16 protein-coding genes are annotated in these 23,375 nt (G+C 43.7%); 14 read left to right on the top strand and 2 right to left on the bottom strand.

What is annotated here, in order from left to right; translation table 11 throughout:
- Positions 1-29: 29 nt before the first annotated feature.
- Complete coding sequence (locus AB5642_RS09725; protein ID WP_173717089.1) at positions 30-1,448, top strand: arabinose isomerase; 1,419 nt, start codon at positions 30-32, stop codon at positions 1,446-1,448.
- Positions 1,449-1,614: 166 nt separating this feature from the next.
- Here AB5642_RS09725 and AB5642_RS09720 read toward each other — a convergent pair whose 3' ends face one another.
- Together AB5642_RS09720 and AB5642_RS09715 are read right to left on the bottom strand one after the other, a co-directional pair.
- Complete coding sequence (locus tag AB5642_RS09720) at positions 1,615-3,462, bottom strand: sensor histidine kinase (protein ID WP_237925890.1); 1,848 nt, start codon at positions 3,460-3,462, stop codon at positions 1,615-1,617.
- A gap of 70 nt (positions 3,463-3,532) precedes the next feature.
- Positions 3,533-5,080 carry a response regulator gene (locus AB5642_RS09715; protein WP_173717937.1) on the bottom strand — a complete coding sequence of 516 codons (1,548 nt, stop codon included), beginning with the start codon at positions 5,078-5,080 and terminating at the stop codon, positions 3,533-3,535.
- A 319-nt stretch (positions 5,081-5,399) separates the two neighbouring features.
- Between AB5642_RS09715 and AB5642_RS09710 the strand changes: the two genes are divergently transcribed.
- The 13 genes from AB5642_RS09710 (at position 5,400) to AB5642_RS09650 (ending at position 23,243) form a co-directional block, all read left to right on the top strand.
- On the top strand, positions 5,400-6,911 hold the full coding sequence (locus tag AB5642_RS09710) for a sugar ABC transporter ATP-binding protein (protein WP_227200983.1): 1,512 nt from the start codon (positions 5,400-5,402) through the stop codon (positions 6,909-6,911).
- On the top strand, positions 6,911-7,906 hold the full coding sequence (locus AB5642_RS09705) for an ABC transporter permease (RefSeq protein ID WP_195590354.1): 996 nt from the start codon (positions 6,911-6,913) through the stop codon (positions 7,904-7,906). The genes AB5642_RS09710 and AB5642_RS09705 overlap by 1 nt, the downstream gene beginning before the upstream one ends.
- Positions 7,907-7,908: 2 nt before the next feature.
- Positions 7,909-8,913 (top strand): ABC transporter permease, encoded by a 1,005-nt coding sequence (locus tag AB5642_RS09700; RefSeq protein WP_173770682.1) that lies wholly within the window; start codon positions 7,909-7,911, stop codon positions 8,911-8,913.
- Between the two features lie 110 nt (positions 8,914-9,023).
- Positions 9,024-10,046, top strand: coding sequence for a substrate-binding domain-containing protein (locus AB5642_RS09695; RefSeq protein ID WP_368371566.1), 1,023 nt, complete (start codon positions 9,024-9,026; stop codon positions 10,044-10,046).
- 197 nt (positions 10,047-10,243) lie between these two features.
- On the top strand, positions 10,244-11,176 hold the full coding sequence (locus AB5642_RS09690) for an AraC family transcriptional regulator (protein ID WP_173770680.1): 933 nt from the start codon (positions 10,244-10,246) through the stop codon (positions 11,174-11,176).
- Between the two features lies 1 nt (position 11,177).
- Positions 11,178-11,690 (top strand): hypothetical protein, encoded by a 513-nt coding sequence (locus AB5642_RS09685; protein WP_148461197.1) that lies wholly within the window; start codon positions 11,178-11,180, stop codon positions 11,688-11,690.
- Positions 11,691-11,977: 287 nt separating this feature from the next.
- Positions 11,978-13,264 (top strand): ABC transporter substrate-binding protein, encoded by a 1,287-nt coding sequence (locus tag AB5642_RS09680; protein WP_148461198.1) that lies wholly within the window; start codon positions 11,978-11,980, stop codon positions 13,262-13,264.
- Positions 13,265-13,495: 231 nt separating this feature from the next.
- Positions 13,496-14,395: a carbohydrate ABC transporter permease gene (locus tag AB5642_RS09675; protein WP_148461199.1), complete on the top strand. Its 900-nt coding sequence runs from the start codon at positions 13,496-13,498 to the stop codon at positions 14,393-14,395.
- Positions 14,388-15,215: a carbohydrate ABC transporter permease gene (locus AB5642_RS09670; RefSeq protein ID WP_173717083.1), complete on the top strand. Its 828-nt coding sequence runs from the start codon at positions 14,388-14,390 to the stop codon at positions 15,213-15,215. Before AB5642_RS09675 ends, AB5642_RS09670 begins: the two co-directional genes overlap by 8 nt.
- 229 nt (positions 15,216-15,444) lie before the next feature.
- Positions 15,445-18,570, top strand: coding sequence for a glycoside hydrolase family 2 TIM barrel-domain containing protein (locus tag AB5642_RS09665; RefSeq protein WP_173770679.1), 3,126 nt, complete (start codon positions 15,445-15,447; stop codon positions 18,568-18,570).
- A 75-nt stretch (positions 18,571-18,645) separates the two neighbouring features.
- Positions 18,646-20,670 carry a beta-galactosidase gene (locus tag AB5642_RS09660; protein WP_313719196.1) on the top strand — a complete coding sequence of 675 codons (2,025 nt, stop codon included), beginning with the start codon at positions 18,646-18,648 and terminating at the stop codon, positions 20,668-20,670.
- 107 nt (positions 20,671-20,777) lie between these two features.
- On the top strand, positions 20,778-21,761 hold the full coding sequence (locus AB5642_RS09655) for an AraC family transcriptional regulator (protein WP_173769564.1): 984 nt from the start codon (positions 20,778-20,780) through the stop codon (positions 21,759-21,761).
- Positions 21,762-21,938: 177 nt separating this feature from the next.
- Entirely contained in the window at positions 21,939-23,243 is a 1,305-nt protein-coding gene (locus AB5642_RS09650; protein WP_173769565.1) for a BMP family ABC transporter substrate-binding protein, read from the top strand.
- Positions 23,244-23,375: the final 132 nt, after the last annotated feature.

Raw genomic sequence — 23,375 nt, 5'->3', positions numbered from 1 at the left:
ATATATCAAATTAAACAGGAGGTACTACTATGTTAGTAAACACAAAAGCAAAGGTTGGCGTATTTTCTATTGCTTTAGGCGCATATCTGCCTCAGTTCCCTTCACTGGTACCAGAGTTTGAGGCTCAGTACGAGGCATTTAAGAAAACAATTCCGGATACCGTAGAAATCATCGATGGAGGAATGGTAACAACAAAAGAACAGTCTATGGCTGCTGGGGATAAATTCCGTGCAGCAGACGTTGATCTCGTTTTCCTTCAGATGTTAACCTACGCTACATCCTACAACATGCTTCCTGCAATCCGTGACCTGAATGTTCCGGTTGTTCTGGTAAATGTTCAGAAGCTGAAAGCTCTGGATTACGATCACACAGACATTGCTACATGGCTCGGCGAAGGATATGCCTGCGGTGCTGTTGGAGAAGCTGTTGCTGACCTTGAGAGAGCTGGAAAGAGACATGCTGTTATCACTGGTGTTGTAGAAGGCGGAGATCCAGATGTTCAGGCTGAGATTGAAGACTGGTGTAAAGCAGCTCAGGTAAGAAGAAGATTCCGTGACACAAATATTGCCCAGATTGGAAGACCTTACCCAGGTATGATGGACCTTTACATTGATGAGACTAACCTGTATAACAGAATGTTCCTTTATACCAAACAGTTTGACTGGGAAAAAATGTGGGCAATTGCGGATGATATCACAGATGAGGATGCAATTCGTGCAAAAGCTCAGGATATTCTGGACACCTTTGATATTGAGGGCGGCGGAACAATTGAGAAAGTATGGGATATGGCAAAATATGTTGTAGCATTTGAGAAATGGGTAAAGGACGAGCATCTTGGAATGATCGCTTCCCATTATGACGGATTTGCACAGGGCAAGGCTGGTGTCCTTGACAGTATGCTGATTCCGGCATTCTCTATGCTGATCAAACAGGGTACTGCATGTGCTGTTGAGGGTGATATGAAGGTTGCCATGGCAATGAGTATTCTGAAGACAATTTCCGGCACAGGCCAGCTTTCCGAGATGTATTCCATTGACTTCAATGATGACATCTGCATTATCGGTCATTCTGGAAGTGGTGATGCCGATATTTCTGATAAGAAACCTACCATGAAGATCGTACCAGTGTTCCATGGCAAAACAGGCGGCGGATATCTGACACAGTTCTATCCATACACAGGTCCGGTTACCTATCTTGCAATCACACAGGATGGAGACGGACGCTTCAAATTCGTTGTTGCTGAGGGAATCAACGAGGAAGGACCAATCCTTTCCTTTGGCGATACGAACATGAGAACTCGTTTTACATGTGGCGCAAGAGAGTTTGTAAACCGCTGGAGCGAAGCTGGCCCGACACATCATATGGCAGCTGCAACAGGCAGACATATTGATACCATCCTGAAGGTTGCAAAGATCTTCAATGTACCGGTTGATATTGTAACAAGATAATTTTCAAAGTTGTGTAAATAATAGCAAGAATAAGACCATCTATATGGTCTGTACACATATTCATATTCAATAAACGGGAGAGTCTGTGGACTCTCCCGTTTGTTATCTTCTGTGAAATTCCATACAAAAAGCACCGCCTGCGTAAGACGGTGCTGAAAACATCAGTTTACAGGGGCTTTGGCGTTTCGCCAGAGGTTTCATCCCTCTTCGCTGGAATCCGAATCTGCACTTCGGTTCCTTTTCCTACATCGCTGGAATAAGTCAAACCATAATCTGCGCCATAAAGCACTTGAAGCCGTCTGTGAGTATTATAAATCGCAATATTGGTTCCACCTGAAATACTGGTTCCTTCCCCGGAAAGAATCACGGGCAGTTTATCCGGCGCGATTCCAACTCCGTCATCAGAAATCAGAAGTACAATATCCCCATCCTCCATCCATCCGGTAAGTACAATAGTTCCAGACTTGGAAGGTTTTTCCAGAATGCCGTGTAGTATGGAATTTTCTATAACAGGCTGCAGGGTCAACTTTGGAATCTGGTATTCCATCAGTTCATCCGGAATATCGGAAATGAAGAAAATGCTGTCATGATAGCGCATATTCTGCAGGTGAACATAGATGGAAACATGTTCTTCTTCCTTGGCGATAGTACTGATTCCCTTTTTACGACTAAGTGTCAGCTTGTAGAATCTGGAAAGACTTTGCACTGCGTTACAGACCTCAGAGGTACGTCCCTGCTGGGCCATCCAGTTGATCATATCCATGGTATTATAAAGAAAATGGGGATTGATCTGAGCCTGCAGGGAATTAAACTCGGCAATTCGCAGATCCTCAGCAGCCTGGGCCTGTTTTTCCATAAGCTGATTCATTTTGCGTGTCATATAGTTGTATGTATCAATAAGGTCACCAATTTCATCGTGCGCACTTGGGCTGTCCATAGGGACCGGAGGACCGTGACGGACTGTTCTCATCTGACTGATAACGGAGGAAATTCGCCCTGTAATGGATTTGGACAAGGTACTTGCAAGCAAAAAGGCAAGCACCAGTACCGCAATATAAATGGATAAAAACTGCAAAACCAGGGTATTACTCTGATTGATCAGGGGCTGGGAGGGAAGTACCGTCACCATAAACCAGCCTGGCTGTTTGATCCGGTAGAAACCAACGTAAACGGTTTTCCCCAGAATATCCTGCTCCACGAAACTGTTGGAGGACATGTAGGACTCCATGATCTTGTCGTAATTCAGCCAGTAAATTCCGGCGAGAGAATCACTGGAAGCAGAAACCAGGTTGTTACGCTCATTCATAATATAAGAAACACTGCCGTCCAAAGTAAGATTCTCAGACAGGATCTGCTGAAAATCATGACTGGAATAATAGACCGCCATATAAGCATCATAAGTTCCGTTGTTATAGATCATAGAAGCATGGGTGATATATGCCTGATCTCCATATGCCTTTTGTTCCTTTGTACCAAGATAGAAGGAGGGACAAAAAAGCTGGGAAACGCGGCTTCCGCGGAAAATACCATACCAGTAGGTTCCACGGATCTGATCAAGAGATAGAAAAGTATCTTTCAGGTCTTCCTTATTTAAAAGTGCATTTATGTCTGAAGGAGAGTCTTTTGGTACCTCCATATAAATTTTGACATTGGTAACAGGTGTACCAGTGATCAGCTGATCTACCTTTTGGGAAAAAGATGCCGCATCCGGGGAATCTGCCAGATTCGTGAAGGAGTCGGTTATGGCATTTTTAAAAAGTGTCTGGTAAAAATCAAGGGAAGAAATCTCTTCGCTTACATCCAGGACTTTCTGAATGGATTCTTCTATCAACGGTGCCGTTTCTGCAGACCGGTCCTGTTCCTGGCGGATTGTATAGGAAACTACCATGTCGTAGGCTCTTCCATAAAAAAAGAAGATAATGGCAATCGCAGGAATTGACACAATCAAAAGAAGTACCAGGGTAAACTTGGACTGCAGGTTCAGATCCTGGTACCATTGCTTAAGCTTATGCAAATTATTTCACACTCCTCAAAAATATATAGGTGTTTTGAAATATATAAAATTTTTTATGTGTTGCAGAAAACTAACTCATTTTCTCTCGATATTCAGAAGGAGAAAAACCTGTATACTTCTTAAAACTTTTACCGAAATAATTCCCGTCACTGTATCCCACCCGCGAGGAAATATCTGTAATTTTATACCTGGGGTCAGACAGCAGCTGCTTGGCCTTTTCCATTCTGTATTCTGTGAGGTACTGATTTAAAGTCTGACCGGTCTCATTTTTGAAGAAGGTACACACATACGAGGTTGATAAAAATACATGATCACTGATATCTTTCACAGATAAGGTCTCGTTCATATATTTCTGCCCTATGTAATCCTTGATCAGAAAAATAGTAGAATTTTCTTCTTCTGTGCTGACTGCTGTCTGGAAAAAAATCTCTGTCTTTTTCACCAGCTTCTGGTGCATCTCATTATAGGAAAAAATCTTTTCCAATGTGTCTATTAAATTTTCCTGGGTATCTGATAAGGTTAGCTTCAGCTGACGCGCAGCATTGTCCAAAGCACGGAATAATTTGTAATAGAGATCCTTGGCCTGATTAGGCAGAATATTCTGATTCTGGTTATAATACAGAAACAGATTATCAAGGAAAGCTTTTGCTTTTTCCTTATTTTTTTCAGTGAGAAGAGTGAGAAATTCATTCTCCGGACTGGCAGAAAGCTCTGCGGCTGTTTCGGAAACAGGTGCCTGATAAAAAGGAGACAGAAAGGTACCTGTGGGGAAAAAGAAGCTGCTCTGCAGGGAAATAACAGCAGAAGTATAGGACTGATAAGCTCTGGAAATACCTGTAACAGTGTCTCCGGCTGCGATGCAGAATCTGGTGCAGCGGGAATACAGATTACAGAAAAATTCTTCAATACTTTTTCGAACGGCAGCTCCGGGAGTGGAACCAAACAAAAAGTAAACCATATACTGCACACGCTTTTCTGCAAAAATACAATCTATATGGAAGGTTTTTAAAAATTCCCGGACTGACAGAAACATGGCGTTTGCCTCTGAAAGAGGAAGCTCCTCCTCTGTATCGGTTTTAAGCACAATTGCAGTAAAAGGAGTGGTATTGCTGATAGACAGAGACAGCTCCGCTATGAGCTGATCAATACTTTCCTTCGCATGTGCGAAAGGCTGGGTGAGAAGAAGTGCCAGGCGGGAAGCGCTTTCCATGGAATGGATGGACGCATTTTGCCGGGTGCGTTTTTTCTCCAGGCAAAGATCACGGGCTTCCATAATGGCATCCCGGATTTCCACTGGGTTCAGAGGTTTCTCTATATAATTGACGGCTTTTAGCTTGATGGCAGCCTTTAGATATTCCTTATCCGAATATCCGCTCATAAAAACAGGAACAATATCAGGAAGAATTTCTTCCAGCTGTTCCAGCATTGCGATTCCATCCAGACGGGGCATACGCACATCGCATAGTACAATGTCCGGTCTGTGTACCCTGGCCATTTCAATTCCGTTTATTCCATCATCTGCCTGAAGCACTTCCTGGATTCCGATGGATTGCCAGTCAATGGAAGAAATCACACCGGTACGGGTGAGCTCTTCATCGTCTACGATCAGTAATTTCATAATGAATCTCCGTTATATCCCTCCGGAAATCACCGGAGCTCCTGATTAGTGAAATGACAGTAACTGCGAAAGAAATGAACAGTTATCTGTAAGGTTATAAAAACGTATTAATAAAAAATGCCACACCTATCATACCACAATTATATCCAAAATACGAGACTAAAAGTACCTTGCTTTGTGGAATATTTTTAAGATCAGTGGAAAATTTTACCCATTAAGTGGAAAATATTTTACCCTGTTTCAAAATATTTTCCCATTTTCAAACAAAGTGCACAGGTGGTAGAATAATAACAGATCAAGAAAGGGAGGAGAAAAAGCCGTGTCTGAATATGTTCTTGAATTAAAAGGCATTACGAAAATTTTCCCCGGCGTTAAAGCACTGAACAATGTACAGTTCCAGTTAAAGCCTGGCGAAGTTCACGCACTGATGGGCGAAAACGGTGCAGGTAAATCTACCTTCATTAAAGTAATTACCGGTGTACATAAAGCAGAAGAAGGCGAAATGTACCTGTTTGGAGAAAAAGTGGATTTCAAAGGTCCGAAGGATGCACAGGAAGCAGGAATTGCAGCTGTTTATCAGCACCCCACATCCTATCCACATTTAACAGTAGCTGAAAATATTTTTATGGGACATGAGATCAAGAAGAATCACATAATCCAGTGGAAAGCTATGAATGAGGAGGCAAATAAGCTTCTGAAGCAGCTGAATGCAGATTTCGATTCCACAGCAGAAATGGGAACCTTAAGTGTGGCCCAGCAGCAGATGGTTGAGATCGCAAAGGCATTGTCCACAAATGCAAAGATTGTTATCCTGGATGAGCCTACCGCTTCTCTTACAAAGAGAGAATCCGAGGAGCTTTACAGAATCGTAGATCAGTTGAAAGAAAAAGGCGTTTCCATTATCTTCATTTCCCATCGTTTTGAGGATATGTACCGCCTGGCAAGCAGAGTTACTGTTTTCCGTGACTCTCAGTATATTGGTACCTATGATGTAGACGGAATCACCAATGCAGACCTGATTAAAGCCATGGTTGGCCGTGAGATCAAGGATCTGTTCCCGAAACCGGAGGTTAAGATTGGTGATGAGATGCTTCGTATCGAGCACTTATCCCGTACCGGATATTTCAAAGATGTTTCCTTCAATGTACGCGCTGGCGAGATCGTAGGTCTTACAGGTCTGGTTGGTGCAGGACGTACAGAAGTTGTAGAGAGCGTCTGTGGAATCACAAATCCAGATGAAGGTAAGGTTTATCTGGAGGGAAAAGAAGTACATATCAAACAGCCATCTGACGCAATGAAAGAAGGAATTATCCTTCTTCCGGAGGATCGTCAGAAGGAAGGTCTGATCATGAGCTGGGGACTTGGAAGAAACGTAACACTTCCGACTATCAGCAAATATGCGAAGAACGGCTTCAATGACGAGAAGACAGAAAGAGATCTTTCCAAGAGACTTCTGGAAGAGGTTGATACCAAGGCAGTTGATATTTTCCAGCCTGCAAGCTCTCTGTCCGGTGGTAACCAGCAGAAGGTTGTAGTTGCCAAGGCTCTTAGCCAGGAGATGAAGGTTGTTATCATGGATGAGCCGACGAAAGGTGTTGACGTTGGTGCCAAGGCTGAGATTTATGCGATCATGGGTGATCTTGCAAAGAAGGGTTACGCAATTATCCTGATTTCCTCTGAAATGCCTGAAATCCTTGGAATGTCTGACCGAATCGTTGTAATGTGCAACGGACGTAAGACTGGTGAGCTGGGAAGAGGCGAAGCAACTCAGGAGATGATCCTTGAGCTGGCAATGGAGAAAGGTACAACCGGAAAGGGGGCAGCTAAATAATGGAAAAGAAATCTTTCATGAAAAAGCTGACAGGTTCCCGTGAAGCACTGCTTGCAGTGATCCTGGTTTTGCTTTTCGTAGTAATCACAATCATCAGCCCGTCATTCCTTACATTCAAGTCTCTGACGGATATGCTGAAAAACAATGCTGTAACAATGGTAATGTCACTTGGTATGCTGTGTGTTATGCTGGTAGGTGGAATTGATATTTCCATCATGTCTACTCTGGCACTGACTGGTATGTCAATTGGTATGCTTCTGAAATATGAACACATTTCCAGTACTTTCCTGGCATTTGTGATCGCGCTGGCAATCGGAATCGCATGTGGTTTCCTGGTAGGTCTTGTAATCTCCAGAGCAGATGTACCTCCGATCATTGCAACAATGGGCTTCATGTACATCTACCGTGCAATGGGATATCTGGTTTCCCACAATGGTGAGTGGGCAAGTGCAGCAGCCCTTGGTGAATTTAAAAATTTTGCAACAACAAAATTCCTGGGAATGAGCCTTGTAATCTGGGTGATCATCCTTTGCTATGTGATCTTCTTCGTATTCATGAAATGGACTACCATCGGAAGAAGAATCTATGCAGTAGGAAGTAACCCGAGTGCTGCTGAAGTTTCCGGTATTAATGTAAGGAATATTAAGCTTCTTGTTTACACTATCATGGGTCTTCTTGCCGGTCTTGGCGGAGCCCTTCAGGTTTCTATTTACGCTTCTGCAATGCCTGATATGCAGCAGGGCGGTGAGATGGACGTTATCGCAGCCTGCGTTATCGGTGGTGTAAGCATGAGTGGTGGACGTGGTACAGTACTTGGTGCTCTTCTTGGATCCCTGATCCTTGCAACCATCGCAAAAGCACTTCCGCTGATCCCATTCTTCGATCAGCTGTGGCTGAATACCATCAAGGGTGTTATCATTCTTGTAGTAGTTGTTGTAAACATTGTTTTACAGCGTACAGCTGACAAAAATGCATTAAAGGGAAGGGAGATGTAATCATGGCTGGAAAATCTGGAAGAAGTATTAACAACGTGCCGAAAAGCCCTGTGAAACAGATGATCTTCAGCTGGGAAGGCATTCTGGTACTCCTGTTTATTGCAGTAAATATTTTCTGCGCAAACTTTTCCGAGTTCTATAATCTGAAGAGTCTGCTCCGTCAGATGCCTGTTTATCTGGCAGAAATCTTCTTGATGCTGCCGATGGCATACATTCTGGTACTTGGTGAGATTGATATTTCCGTTGGATCTATCGTGTGTCTCTCCGCAACAATGGCTTGTATTGTGGCAAACACAGGAGCTCCATTCCTCGTGGTGATCCTTGCCACACTTCTGGTTGGATCCCTTTGCGGTGCTGTAAACGCATTTGTCCTTACCAGATTCGAAGAACTGCCTCCAATGATCGTAACACTTGCAACCCAGATTATTTTCAGAGGTATTGCAGAAATCGTTCTTGGAAGTGGTGGAAGTATTTCCGTAACAAACACAGAAGGCTTTGCTGCACTTGGCGGAAAGGTAGGACGTGTTCCTTACATTCTTTTCCTGGTTCTGATCCTTGGAATCATTGCAGCTGTTATCCTTGGAAAATGTACTTTCGGACGCAGGGTATATGCAATCGGTACTAACCGTCTTGCAGCTTACTACTCCGGAATTCACGTACAGAAGATCCGTTTCGTGATCTACACTCTGATGGGAACCATCTCCGGACTGTGTGCACTGTTCCTGATGTCTTCCTCATTCGGTGCAAATACCACAACCGGTAACGGATTTGAAATGGATGCCATCGCAATGGCAGTATTCGGAGGAATCTCCTCCACAGGTGGTAAAGGTAATATCGCCGGCGGTCTGATTTCCGCATTTATCATCGTCTGCCTTCGTGTTGGTCTTGGACAGAGAAACATTCATCCGCAGGTTATCCTGCTGATCATCGGTGTGCTTCTGATCGGTGCAGTTGCACTTCCGAACATCATCAAAGAGATTCAGAAAAAAGCAAAAACAGCGAAATAAAAAATCCTTAACGAACTCATATATAACCTTATAAAGCTTGTAAACTGCCTTGCAGAAGGCGGGGCAGTTACAAATACAAAAACTATATTATTCCATGGGAGGAAAAAAACATGAACAAAAAAATCGTAAGCGCAATTCTTTGTGGTGCAATGATCCTTGGATCCGCAGTTCCGGCTATGGCAGGTTCCGCTGACGGAAAGAAAATCGCACTGGTTGGTAAATCCGCTGGTAACGCATTCTTCGAAATCGCTGCAAAATCTTTCGTAGAGACAGCTGAAGCAGAGGGTGCTACTGTTGATACAGTTTATCCAGAGGCAGCTACAGCAGATGCTCAGATCAAAGTTCTTGACAACCTGATCTCTCAGGACTACGATGCAATCTGCATCTCTGCAAACGATGTTAACGCACTTCAGGCAAAATTACAGGAAGCTATGGATGAAGGAATCAAGATCTCCTGCTTCGACTCTGCTACAAACCCAGACAGCCGTCAGATCTTCATCAACCAGGCTGGTACTGTTGCTGTAGGACAGGCTCTTCTTGATGCTTGCCTTGATATCTCCGGTGGAGAGGGACAGTTCGCAATTCTTTCCGCTACTTCTCAGGCTGCAAACCAGAACGCATGGATCGACGCTATGAAGAAGATTATGGAAGAGGATGACAAATATTCCAAGCTTGAGCTTGTAGAAGTTGCATATGGCGATGACGAGCCACAGAAATCCACAGACCAGACAGCAGCTCTTCTTGAGAAATACCCGGATCTGAAAGTTATCTGCGCACCTACAACAGTTGGTATCGCTGCAGCTGCTAAATACCTTCAGGACAATGGATCTGCTTGCAAACTGACAGGTCTTGGACTTCCATCTGAGATGCTTGAGTACACAGGTGCTGATGATGAGCATTCCTGCCCATACTTCTATCTGTGGGATATGCAGGGCCTTGGAAAACTTTCCGCTCTGACAACAATCGCTCTGATCAATGATGAGATCACAGGTGCTGTTGATGAAACCTTCACAGCTGGTGACCTTGGCGACTACACAATCACAGCAGCTGATGACGGTGGTACAGAAGTAGTTCTTGGTGCTCCACTTGAGTTCAACCCAGACAACATCGAAGAGATGGCTAAACTGTACTAATCAGACAGTCTGAAAAGATTAAATGGTAATATAACGAAAAGACCCTGCCGCGTGCAGGGCCTTTTTGTGTTCAGGTGTCTGTTTGAAAGTCTTTCGCAGACACGTTCCGGGTAGATTGCTGTTTTAGAAAAGAAAAAAGTATGGTATGATAGGAGAAATACAGTAGAATAGTTACAAGGAAATTTACAGGAGACTACATGGCAAAAAAACGAAAAATGAAAATGGAATTCCGCTATTACCAGATGCAGGATGGAATCCCCATTCTGGCACTTCTTGGTGAAAAGTGGGTGCAGAATTATGGAAGGGATGTGGATTACCTTCACTTTCATAACTATCTGGAGATCGGTTTCTGCTACAGTGGCGAAGGAGAGCTGGTGTTAGGAGAAGAGCCTGTACGCTTTGCAGGGCGGGAATTTACCATTATTCCACCGAACTTTCCCCATACGACCACCAGCGATGTGGGAAATATCAGCAAATGGGAATATTTGTTTATTGATGCGGAAGGTTTTTTGCAGGTGGCTGCAGGAACGCCCCTCAGGGCAGAAAAAATGATCCAGCGTATTTATTCAAAAGCACTTTGCCTGAAAGAATCAGAATATAAAAGCCTTTCAAACAAAATAATCAAGATACTGGAAATTATGCGCGCCAGTGATGAGTTTTATCTGGAAGAGGCCAAAGGAGTATTATTGGCATTACTTGCGGAAGTGGCAAGAATGAACCGTTCCTCTGCTGAAGAAAATATTGAGGAAAAAGGAAAGATCACCAATATGATCTCCAGGGCCATCGACTATATTTCACAATGTTATATGGAGGATATCCGAATTGGTGATCTGGCAAAAGCCTGCCATATCAGTGAGACTCATTTTCGCAGGGTGTTTACCTCCTATATGCACATGAGCCCTCTGGAATATATTAACAAAGTAAGGATTCAGACTGCCTGTGAGATCCTGAAAAAGACGGATGAGTCTATCGCAGATATTGCCTACAAATGTGGCTTTACAACCAATTCCACATTTAACCGGAACTTCCGCCAGCTGATGGGAATGTCGCCGGCAGAGTGGCGGAAACGCCCGGAAAATTACGAACAGCAGCTTTTGAAATTTGATATTCATTCAGAGGAGGGATGGTAGAATGTACGATTACAAAATAGTAGAACAGGTGACCAGAAAGAAAAAGAGGCTTTCCGGAGTATTAAAAAAGACCATGGTATTTTTTGCCGTAGTGTTTGTTGTTATGGGAATTACCATATCCCAGGCCTTTATGCTGGCTGGTTTTTGCCTGGCAGGTCTTTATTTTATTTACGGGACCTTTTGCCAGCGGGATTATGAATACATAATGGAAAATGAACAGCTTACCATAGATGTGATTTATGGAAACAAGTACCGTAAGACAGCCCATGAGCTGGATCTCCGGCAGCTGGAGGTGGTAGCCCCTCACTGGCATGGCTCAGTGGCAAAATACAAAAAGAACGGTGGAACAGAGCACTTAAAGAAGTACGATTATACTTCCTATGAAGAAGATACTCCCTATTACACAATGATCATTAAGGAAGACGGACGTAAGATCAAATTACTTCTGGACCTTACGGAAGAGATGCTCCATACCCTGAAAACTAGGTATCCTCAGAAAGTCTTTTTTGCATAGAAATAAAATAAAAGAATGTGAATAGTTCACAAAATATACATATAAAGTTTGTGAAAAAGTACAGAAAATCAATTATAACATATGCACTATGGTGGAAAAGTGATATATGTTTCGTGAACATGACGAAAAAATGTGAAAAAATGAACAAAATAAGAAAAAGCCTTAAACACATATTATGGTCGAAAATGCACATTATATGAGCGGTATTGCATACATCACCCTATATGCGGATGGTATAATACATTCATAAGAAATACAGAGAAACAATTTTAAGGGAGGATATTTCTATGAAGAAAAAAGTACTTACCGTATTACTTACAGGTGCAATGGTAGCTTCCATGGCAGCAGGAGCAACAGTTGTATCTGCAGAGGACAACGACAACACATTAACCGTATGGGCATGGGACCAGAACTTCAATATCAAGTCCATGCAGATCGCAGCTGATCAGTATGCAGCTGATCATGAAGGCTTTTCAGTAGATATCATCGAGACATCTTCTGATGACTGCCAGACCAAGCTTACTACAGCAGCTAACGCTGGTGACTACAGCACACTTCCGGATATCGTTCTCATGCAGGATAACAGCTATCAGAAATTCCTGAAAGCTTATCCAGATGCTTTCACAGACCTGAAAGATATGAATGTTAACTGGGATGATTTCGGAGCTCTGAAACAGTCCTATTCTATGGTAGATGATACACATTACGGTGTTCCGTTTGATAACGGTGCTGTTATCGCCTGCTACCGTACAGATATCCTTGAAGAAGCAGGATATACACTGGATGACCTTACAGATATCACATGGTCCAAATTCGAAGAGATCGGTAAAGATATTCACGAGAAGACCGGCAAATACCTTCTTACAAGCGAAGCAACAGGCGGCGATACCCTTATGATGATGATCCAGTCCTGTGGTGCGAACTTCGTTAACGAAGACGGCGAAGCTTATATCGTTGGCAATGAGACAGCTGAGAAATGTATCGACCTTTACACAGAGCTGGTTCAGAACGACGTTGTGAAACTTGTAAACAACTGGGATGAGTACATTGCAACCATCACAAGCGGTGAGGCTGCTGGTATTGTAAATGGTAACTGGATCACAGCTACTCTGATGTCCACAGAAGATCAGAAAGGCTTATGGGGAATCACCACAATGCCTAAGGTTGACGGTGTTGACACAGCTACAAACTATGCAAACAACGGTGGATCTTCCTGGTATATTACCTCTAACTGCAAGAATGTAGAGCTTGCTGAGGACTTCCTTGCAAGCACATTTGGCTCCAGCACAGACTTCTATGATGCAATCCTTTCTGAGACAGGTGCTATTTCCTGCTATCTGCCAGCTGGTGAGTCTGATGTTTACAATGAGCCAAACGAGTTCTTTGGCGGACAGCCGATTTTCTCAACAATCGTAGAGTACTCTTCTCATATTCCGGAGTTCACAAAGACTCCATATCACTATGAGGCAAGAGAGTGCGTAAACACAGCTGTTGTTAATATCGTAAACGGAACAGCTAAGGAAGACGCTCTTCAGGAAGCACAGGATACACTGGCATTCAAGATGACTGAGTAATCCTTTCCGGGCAGTGATTAAAATTAAATAGGAATTAATTATTAGGAGGCGGGGGACTGCTAAGTAGTCCTCCGTTTTCTGTTCAAAGAAAATGCCTGTTACTCCATACAGGCGCCTATCTAACAGTTGTACGGCTGAGCAAAAGAAAGTCACATAAAAATATTTTGCTCACTGGTACAGCTGTTAGATGGAAAAGTTGCAGTATATATAGGCTTGAAAGGAGGAGTTCCTGTGAATTCCAAGAAAAAAGGTATGACACTGGCTACGAAGCAGAAAGCTGCCGGATGGATATTCCTGGCACCAGCTTCTATCATGATCGCCATCATGAGCTTTTATCCAATGATCCGGGCATTTATCATTTCCCTGCAGACAGGTGCCGGCGCAAATATGCGTTTTGCAGATCCAATCTTCAGTAACTACAAACGAATCCTTGCAGATAAAGTGTTCCAGCAGTCCATTGGCAACACATTCCTGTATCTGATCATTCAGGTTCCGATCATGCTGATTCTTGCGATTCTGCTTGCACAGCTTCTGAACAACAAAGACCTGAAGTTCAAAGGCTTTTTCCGTACATGTGTATTTCTTCCATGTGCAACTTCCCTGGTTTCCTATTCCTTGATCTTCCGTTCCATGTTTGCAACAGACGGTCTGGTCAACAGTGTACTGATGAAACTGGGAATTCTCTCCACAGGATATAATTTCCTTGGAAACTCCACCAGTGCGAAGATTGTTATTATCATCGCCCTGATTTGGAGATGGACCGGATACAACATGGTATTCTATTTGGCAGGACTTCAGAACATCGAATATTCTGTTTATGAGGCAGCGAAGATCGATGGTGCAAACGGATGGAAAACCTTCTGGAAGATCACAGTACCGCTTCTGAAGCCGACTATTATCATGACCTTCATCATGTCCATCAACGGTACCTTACAGCTGTTTGATGAGTCCATGAACCTGACAAAGGGTGGTCCTGCAAACTCAACCATCACAATGTCACATTATGTTTACAATACCTGTTTTGTCAACGTGCCGAACTTCGGATATGCAGCAGCAATGTCCTTTATTATCTTTATTATGGTAGCAGTTCTGGCATTTATCAACTTGAAAGTAGGTGATACTCGTGACTAAGAAAAACAAATCTGCAATCCAGAGAAGATTGATTCCTACATACATTTTTCTGATCATTGTATCATTTTTCTCCGTTTTCCCGCTGTACTGGATGATTTCAGCAGCTACAAATACCTCCACGGATGTATCACGCGGACGTATTATTCCGGGAAGCTATTTCATGGAGAACTTTAAGAACCTGACATCCCAGCAGCCACTTTGGAGAGCACTTGGAAACTCTTTCTTCTATGCAATCCTGACTACAGTGATCTGCCTTCTGATCTGTTCCATCGCCGGATACGGATTCGAAGTATATCATGACAAAGGAAAAGACAGATTGTTTTCTATTCTCCTTCTTGCCATGATGGTTCCTCAGGTTGCTACTATGGTTCCGTTGTTTAAGATGTTCTCAAAAGCGAAGCTTCTGAATACATCCATCGGATTTATCCTTCCGATCATTTCCACACCGTTTATGATCATGATGTTCCGACAGAATGCAAGAGCTTTTCCAGTAGATATTATCGAAGCAGCACGAATTGACGGCTTAAGTGAAGTGAGAATCTTTTTCCAGATGTTTATTCCAACCATGAAATCCACCTACGCGGCAGCCGCTGTTATTACCTTTATGAATGCCTGGAATGCATACCTGTGGCCGAAGGTAATCATGACAGATAACAAAGCCATCACAATGCCAATGCTGATCGCCAACCTGATCACAGGCTATGTAACCGATTACGGTATGCTGATGTGCGGCGTATTATTCTGTTCCATTCCGACCATGGTTGTATTCTTCGTTCTGCAGAAGCAGTTTGCAGAAGGTATCACCGGTGCGGTGAAATAAGTTTGAAAATCTAAGGGTGCTGCGATTTATTTGCGGCGCCCTTTTTTCTGAACATGGATACGCAATCTATGGACGATTTTTATATATTATTCTGTAAAAATTCCATGGAAATAGAAAGTTTATATTACTATAATAAAACCAGTACAGGGCATCTGGAAAATATTGCCCGCAACGTTTAGAGAGAGGGTTACTGTTGTTACCAGTGAACAGTATCGAGAAAGGATTATATATGAAGGAATTTGATTATTCATTAGTTAAGAATCCCGAGTATTTTAAAGACGGAAGAATGGAGGCGCACTCCGATCATATCACTTATGCAAACGTGGAAGAGGCTTCCACAGGTGAGACTTCTTACCGCCACAGCTTAAATGGAATCTGGAAATTCCATTATGCCCGCAATTACGGAAATACCATAAAAGGCTTCGAGAGAGAAGATTATTCCTGCAAAGACTGGGATGACATCCGTGTGCCGGCCCATATCCAGATGGAGGGCTACGATGCACCTCAGTATGCCAATGTGCAGTATCCATGGGAAGGACACGAGGATATTCACCCAGGGGAGATTCCGGAGCATTTCAATCCTGTGGCAAGCTATGTGAAATATTTCACAGTGCCGGAACAGATGAAAGGAAAACGTCTTTTTATTTCCTTCCAGGGTGCAGAAAGTGGAATCGCTCTCTGGCTGAATGGCCAGTTTGTAGGATATAGTGAAGATTCTTTTACCCCGTCAGAATTTGAACTCACCGATTATGTGAAAGAAGGGGAAAATAAGCTGGCAGCTCAGGTGTTCAAGTGGACAGCCAGCAGCTGGTGCGAGGATCAGGATTTCTATCGCTTCTCCGGAATTTACCGGGAGGTTTATCTTTATACAGTACCGGATGTGCATGTGTATGATCTCCAGATCCGCGCAATCCCGGATGAGAGCCTTAACAAAGCCCGGTTTGAAGTCAAGACCAGCACCTGGGGAAAGGGAAACGTACATATTGTTCTGTCAAAAAAAGGACAGACCATATTGGAGGAAAATAAGAGCTTAGGCGAAAATGCAGCAAGTACAGGAAGTGACCGGAACGGAAAAGATACAGCCACTGAAGCTGCTGGCAGAACCGTTCAGAAAGGTGTTGCTGATACATTTAGCTGGACAGTGGAGAATCCGATTCTCTGGAGTGCAGAAGATCCTCAGCTCTACGATTTGATCATGGAGGTTTTCGATGAGAATGGTATTCTTCAGGAAGTGATCCCTCAGAAAGTCGGTTTCCGCCGATTTGAAATGAAAGACGGAATTATGACTTTAAATGGAAAACGAATTGTATTTAAAGGTGTGAACCGTCATGAATTCAGTTCCATAACAGGAAGATGTGTATCCGAAGCAGAGCTACGCAAGGATCTGACCATCATGAAGCAGAATAACATCAATGCCATCCGCACCTGTCATTATCCGGATGCTTCTCTGATCTACCAGCTTTGTGATGAGTTTGGAATTTACATGATCGATGAGACCAACCTGGAAAGTCACGGCTCCTGGGATACAGCGGAATTTACGAAGGACTATACTTATGTGGTTCCCCATGATAAGCCGGAATGGCAGTCTATGATGTTAGACCGCGCCAATTCCATGTATCAGAGAGATAAGAACCATCCGGCAATCCTGATCTGGTCCTGTGGAAATGAGTCCTTCGGTGGTAAGGATATTTTTGAAATGTCCCAGCTCTTTAGAAATGCAGATCCTACCCGTCTGGTACATTATGAAGGTGTCTGCCATGACCGCAGATATAACGCTACCAGCGATATGGAAAGCCAGATGTATCCATCCGTGGAAGCAATTAAAGAGTTTCTTGCAAAAGATGATTCCAAGCCCTTTATCTGCTGTGAGTATACCCATGCCATGGGAAATTCCTGCGGTGCCATGCATAAATATACAGATCTGACAGATACAGAGCCGAAATATCAGGGTGGTTTTATCTGGGATTATATCGATCAGTCTATTTACAAAAAAGACCGTTATGGAAAAGAGTTCCAGGCATATGGCGGAGATTTTGGCGAGCGTCCTACTGATTATAATTTCAGTGGAAATGGTATTGCATATGGCGGAAATCGTGATGCGTCTCCGAAGATGCAGGAAGTGAAATTTAATTATCAGAATATTACTGCACAGGTAAGTGCTGATTCAGTGAAGGTGATCAACAAAAATCTGTTTGTAAATACGGACACATTTGAATGCAGAGTAACTCTTCAGAAGGATGGAAACGTAATTCGTACAGAAGTACTGGATACAGCAGTGGCTCCTTTGAGCCAGATGGAATATGCTCTTCCATTTAAGAAAGAGGAGAAAGCAGGTGAGTACACGGTAACTGTTTCTTTCCATTTGAAAGAGGATATGCCATGGGCGAAAGCAGGTCATGAGGTTGCCTTTGGACAGTATGTTTACCAGGTGGAAGCAGCTGTTAAGCCCTGCACAGAGCATCTGGAGGTAATTCGCAGTACCCATAATATTGGCGTGCGCGGAGCGGAATTTGAGGTGCTTTTCTCCGTATTGAACGGTGGTCTTGCTTCCTATAAATACGCAGGAAAAGAAATGATCGAGGCAATTCCGAAGCCTAATTTCTGGCGTGCACCAACAGACAATGACTGTGGAAATCTGATGGCAATGCGCTACGGACAGTGGAAGCTTGCCAGCATGTATGTAAACCATAAGGATTACCGCGGAACGGCATATGGACCTGGAAATGCACCAAAGGTAGAGGAAAAAGAGCATTCCGTAAAGGTATCCTATACCTATTTTCTTCCCACTATTCCGGCAGCTGAGTGTACACTTGCTTATGAAGTTTTCGGAGATGGAAGAGTTCGTACCACACTTTCCTATGATCCGGTGAAGGAGCTTGGCGATATGCCGGAATTTGGTGTGATTTTCAAGTTTAATGCAGATTATGACCATGTATCCTGGTATGGACTTGGAGAAGCTGAGACCTATGCAGACCGTAAGAAAGGTGCAAAGCTTGGAATCTACGATAATATGGTAAAAGATAATGTGGCAAGATATATGGTTCCACAGGAATGCGGTGCCAAGGAAGAGGTCAGATGGGCGAAGATCACAGACCGGAAAGGCAGAGGAATGCTTTTTGAGATGGATAAAGAAAACGGCCCGATGATGTTCTCTGCCCTGCCATACACACCTCATGAGATGGAAAATGCAATGCATCCATATGAGCTGCCCCAGATTCATTACACAGTAGTGCGCGTGGCAAAAGGCCAGATGGGAATTGCCGGAGACGACAGCTGGGGAGCAAGAACCCAGGAAGAATATCTGCTGGATACAAGTAAGCCTATGGAGTTTTCATTTGTATTTAAGGGAATCTGAGAAAAAATACGTTACTGCTCACTCCGTGGTCAGTAACAAAAATACTCTTATCATGGCAACAAAAAGGAGATTGAGATGGCAAAAAAAATAGAATATGGCCGTATGCTGCATGGTGGTGATTACAATCCGGAGCAGTGGCTTGACCGCCCGGACATTCTGAAAAAAGACATTGAATATTTCAAAAAAGCCCATATTAATACAGTATCTGTAGGAATCTTTTCCTGGGCAGTACTGGAACCAGAAGAAGGAAAGTACAATCTGGGCTGGCTGGAAGAGATTATTGACAATTTATATAAAGAGGGAATTTCCACGATCCTGGCAACACCGTCAGGCGCAAGGCCAAAGTGGATGGCCGATAAGTATCCGGAGGTCCTTCGCATGGATCCGGACCGCACCAGAAGATTTTTCGGAGGCAGACATAATCATTGCTATACATCTCCGGTATATCGTCAGAAGGTTCATGATATGGACAAGCTGCTTTCCCAGAGACTGGGCAGTCATCCTGGTGTGATTCTGTGGCACATTTCCAATGAGTTTGGCGGAGAATGCTATTGCCCTCTTTGTCAGCAGAAATTCCGGGAATGGCTGAAAGAAAAATATGGAACCATTGAGAAGCTGAATTCCAGCTGGTGCACCACATTCTGGAGCCATATTTACAATAGCTTCGATCAGATTGAAGCCCCTTCCCCAAAGGGGGAGAACGAGCTTCATGCATTGAAGCTTGACTGGAACCGGTTTGTTACAGACCGCACCATTGATTTCATCAAAGGAGAGGTTGCTGCAATCCGTGAAGGTGGTTCTGAACTGCCGGTAACAGCCAATCTGATGTATGATTACAACGGTCTTGATTACAAGAAGTTCCGCGATGTTCTGGATGTGGTATCCTGGGACAACTATCCAAGCTGGCATAAGAAAGAGGAATTTTTCACTGCCATTGATGCAGGTATGCAGCATGATCTGATGAGGAGCATTAAGAATCAGCCATTTCTTCTCATGGAGTCCTGCCCATCTGCCACAAACTGGAAGCCCATCAATAAGCTGAAAAAGCCGGGAATGATGCTGGCTGCCTCTCTTCAGGCAGTAGCTCACGGCTCCGACAGCGTTTTATACTTCCAGCTGCATCAGAGCCAGGGGGCTTCTGAAAAATTCCACGGCGCAGTGATCGACCACTATGGCGGAGAGGATACCCGCGTGTTTAAAGAAGTGACAGAGGTTGGAGAGGCTCTGGAGACACTGAAGGAAGTCTGCGGCAGCCAGATGAAGTCTCCGGTAGCAGTCCTTTATGACAGAGAAAATAACTGGGCAATCCAGGATGCACAGGGACCGCGGAATGAGAACATGTTCTACACAGAAGCGGTACAGAAGCAGTACCGCGCCCTGCGGGAACAGGGACTGAATGTGGATGTGATCTCTATGGAGCATGAGCTTTCCAGCTATAAGATCGTGGCAGCGCCAATGGCTTATATGTTCAAAGATGGTTACGAAGAAAGATTAAGAGCATATGCAGAAAATGGCGGAACCCTGGTGATCACTTACTGGACCGGCCTTGTGGATGGTACAGACAAGTGCTTCCTTGGAGGAACACCATACGGGCTTATGGAGGCAGCCGGTCTTCGTACTACGGAGATCGATGCTCTTTATGACTGGGAAGAGAACCATGGAATTTCAGAACCGGGCAATCATCTGGAAATCAGCGGCACCTACACTTGCAAGAACCTTTGTGAGCTGGTAAAGGTTTCTGACGCAGAAGTGCTTATGCGCTATGGCGATGACTTCTATGCGGGAGCTCCTGTAGTGACACATAAAGCATATGGAAAAGGTCACGTATATTACGTTGGCGCAGATATGGAACAGGCTTTCTACAGTGATTTCTACGGAAAGGCAGCAAAGGAAGCTGGCATTCAGGCACCGCTGGGATTCGTACCGGCAGAGGTTTCTGTCACCTTACGTGAAAATCAGGAAAATGAATATCTGTTTATCCAGAACTATGCAAGAGAAACCAAGGCAGTTCCGGTTCCAGCAGAATATGAAGTGATCTACGGCGCAGCGGATGAGATTATGCAGCCGCTGGCAACCAGGGTCCTGAAAAAGAAAAAATAGAGATTAAAAATAGCGGAAGAAGTTAGTGTGAAAAGAGGTTTTGACACTAACTTCTTTTTGTGTATATAATTAGAAAAACAGAAATCATGCAGCAGGAGGTATGTGCAGTGCAGAGAGAACTCTTGGAGCAGCTTCGTGAAATTACAGAAGAAGAGAGAAGGATCCTGAACGGAGACGCAGAAGTGGACAGGGATCTTTACACGTCTGGAAGCGATTTTACCATTGACAGCAATAAGATGCTGGAGGAAGGAAAGCTGATCGCAATCCGCACCCATACCAGGTTTGTTCATTTTCCCCTTCACCGCCATAATTATGTGGAAGTACTCTACGTATGCGAGGGAACTCTTACGAATATTATAGATGGCAAACAGGTTATTGTGCGAAAAGGGGAACTGCTTTTTCTGAATCAGTTTACCCATCATGAGATTCTGGCAGCTGGCAGGAGTGACATTGCCATAAATTTTATGGTATTGCCGGAGTTTTTTGATGTGGCATATTCAATGGCAGGAAATAATAATGTTCTGGCAGATTTTCTGGTGAATGTACTGCGCCGGGATAACCAGCAGGGGGAATATCTTCATTTTAAGGTATCTGAGGTTCTGCAGATCCAGAATCTTCTGGAAAATATCATTTATTCCCTTGTAACAGGAAGAGGCAACCAGAATAAAATCAATCAGACTACCATGGGACTTATTTTTCTTTACCTTATGGACTCTGTACAGTATGTGGAAATGCGCCTTCCAAATCAGTACGAGAACATGATATCCATGACGACTCTGGATTATATTGAGCAGAAATACCGCACGGCCACCCTGACTGAGCTATGCGACATGCTTCACCTTCCCATGCATGTATTAAGCAAAATGATAAAAAAAACAACATGCTTTAATTTTAAGGAGCTACTTCAGCGGAAACGTCTTAGCAAGGCTGTGGAACTGATGTGTGATACCGACCTTCCCATCAGCGATATCATTGCAGCAGTGGGATATGAGAACAACAGTTATTTTCACCGTGTATTCAAGGAAAGATATGGGGTAACGCCAAGAGCTTTCCGCGTGGCTAATCAGAAAAATGATAAAGTAAGATTATGAAGAACGCGTAAAAATATTTTTACAAAAAAATTATCATTTGTTCAAAAATATTTTTTGAATTATATATAAATAGTTGACATTTAATTAGAAAAAAATAAAATAACTGTAACGTTTAAGATTTTTCTTACATAGAGGGGAAAAGTCTCAGGCAAATAAAAATATCAAGGAGGAAGTAAAATGAAAAAAATGTGTAAAAAAGTAGTCAGCCTTCTTCTTGCAGCAGTGATGGTGCTTACAATGACCGCCTTCGCTTCTGTTGTTTATGCCGCTGACGAGGACAGCGTTGAAGCTGATCCGAACTTCAAGATGGGAGTTATTCTTGTAGGTGATGAGACAGAAGGATATTCTGCAGCTCATATCGCCGGTGTTAAGGAAGCAGCTAAAGAGCTGGGCCTTGACGACAGCCAGATTATCTGGAAATACAAAGTTCCGGAAGACTCCAGCTGCTACGATGCAGCAATCGACCTTGTTGGACAGGGATGCTCCCTGGTAATCGGTAACAGCTATGGACATCAGACTTATCTGGTACAGGCTGCTCAGGAATACCCGGATGTAACATTCGTTTCCATGACAGGTGATTTTGCAGCAATCAGCGGATGCGAGAATTTCAAGAATGCATTCACCAACATCTATGAATCCCGCTATGTATCCGGTGTTGTAGCTGGTCTGAAGCTGAAAGAGATTCTTGAGGATGGTACTCTTACTACAGAGACACAGCCAGACAGCTTTGATGCAGACGGCAATGTAAAGGTTGGTTATGTTGGAGCATTCAGCTATGCTGAGGTTGTTTCCGGTTATACCGCATTCTACCTTGGTATTAAGAGCGTTGTTCCGAACGTTGTAATGGAAGTTAAGTACACAAACTCCTGGTTTGATATTGACAAAGAGGGTGCAGCAGCTGAGGCACTTATTGCAAACGGCTGTGTGATCATCGGACAGCATGCAGACTCTACAGGTGCTCCTGCAGCTACACAGAAGCTTCATGATGATGGCAAGATCTGCTACTCTGTAGGCTACAATATTGATATGCTTGAGACTGCTCCTACAGCAGCACTTACCTCTGCTACCAATAACTGGGCAGTATACTACAAACATGCAATTGCAACCGTAATGGGCGGTGGTGACCTTGAGCAGGACTGGTCCGCAGGATATAATGACGATGCAGTAGGAATCACAGAACTTGGTGAGTCCTGTGCAGAAGGAACAGCAGACTATGTTGCTGATATCGAGAGCAAACTGAAAGACGGTTCTCTTCAGGTGTTTGATACCTCTACATTTACTGTAGGCGGCGAGGAAGTTACTTCTGCACCGGTTGACCTTTCCTTCATGGATTACACAACTGATCCTGCAACTGTTGTATATCAGGGCGAGACTGTTGAGGCTATCGAGGATGGACACTTTGCAGAGTCCACATTCAGAAGCGCTCCATACTTTACACTTCGTATTGATGGAATCACAGAGGACGCAGACGCTGTTGAATAAGCAGTAATGCGAAATCCTGCGAAGCATGATTTCTGTGCATCGCGGAGCAGGTAGCTGGGAAGAAACCTGAACAGTTATCGAATTACATGAAATCCAAAAGGGGAGCTGTAAAAAGGCTTCCCTTTTGTTTCG

Source organism: Ruminococcus sp. 1001136sp1_2201st1_G3_2201SCRN_220225 (genome assembly GCF_040924365.1).
Lineage (GTDB): Bacteria > Bacillota > Clostridia > Lachnospirales > Lachnospiraceae > Blautia_A > Blautia_A faecis.
This window is presented reverse-complemented; position numbering and strand designations above follow the sequence as displayed.

Bases quoted from the DNA above. Each gene is read 5' to 3' on its own strand.
- AB5642_RS09660 (WP_313719196.1), top strand. From the start codon at position 18,646: ATGGCAAAAAAAATAGAATATGGCCGTATGCTGCATGGTGGTGATTAC.
- AB5642_RS09715 (WP_173717937.1), bottom strand. From the start codon at position 5,080: ATGAAATTACTGATCGTAGACGATGAAGAGCTCACCCGTACCGGTGTG.
- AB5642_RS09680 (WP_148461198.1), top strand. From the start codon at position 11,978: ATGAAGAAAAAAGTACTTACCGTATTACTTACAGGTGCAATGGTAGCT.
- AB5642_RS09705 (WP_195590354.1), top strand. From the start codon at position 6,911: ATGGAAAAGAAATCTTTCATGAAAAAGCTGACAGGTTCCCGTGAAGCA.
- AB5642_RS09650 (WP_173769565.1), top strand. From the start codon at position 21,939: ATGAAAAAAATGTGTAAAAAAGTAGTCAGCCTTCTTCTTGCAGCAGTG.
- AB5642_RS09685 (WP_148461197.1), top strand. From the start codon at position 11,178: ATGTACGATTACAAAATAGTAGAACAGGTGACCAGAAAGAAAAAGAGG.
- AB5642_RS09690 (WP_173770680.1), top strand. From the start codon at position 10,244: ATGGCAAAAAAACGAAAAATGAAAATGGAATTCCGCTATTACCAGATG.
- AB5642_RS09725 (WP_173717089.1), top strand. From the start codon at position 30: ATGTTAGTAAACACAAAAGCAAAGGTTGGCGTATTTTCTATTGCTTTA.
- AB5642_RS09665 (WP_173770679.1), top strand. From the start codon at position 15,445: ATGAAGGAATTTGATTATTCATTAGTTAAGAATCCCGAGTATTTTAAA.
- AB5642_RS09695 (WP_368371566.1), top strand. From the start codon at position 9,024: ATGAACAAAAAAATCGTAAGCGCAATTCTTTGTGGTGCAATGATCCTT.
- AB5642_RS09700 (WP_173770682.1), top strand. From the start codon at position 7,909: ATGGCTGGAAAATCTGGAAGAAGTATTAACAACGTGCCGAAAAGCCCT.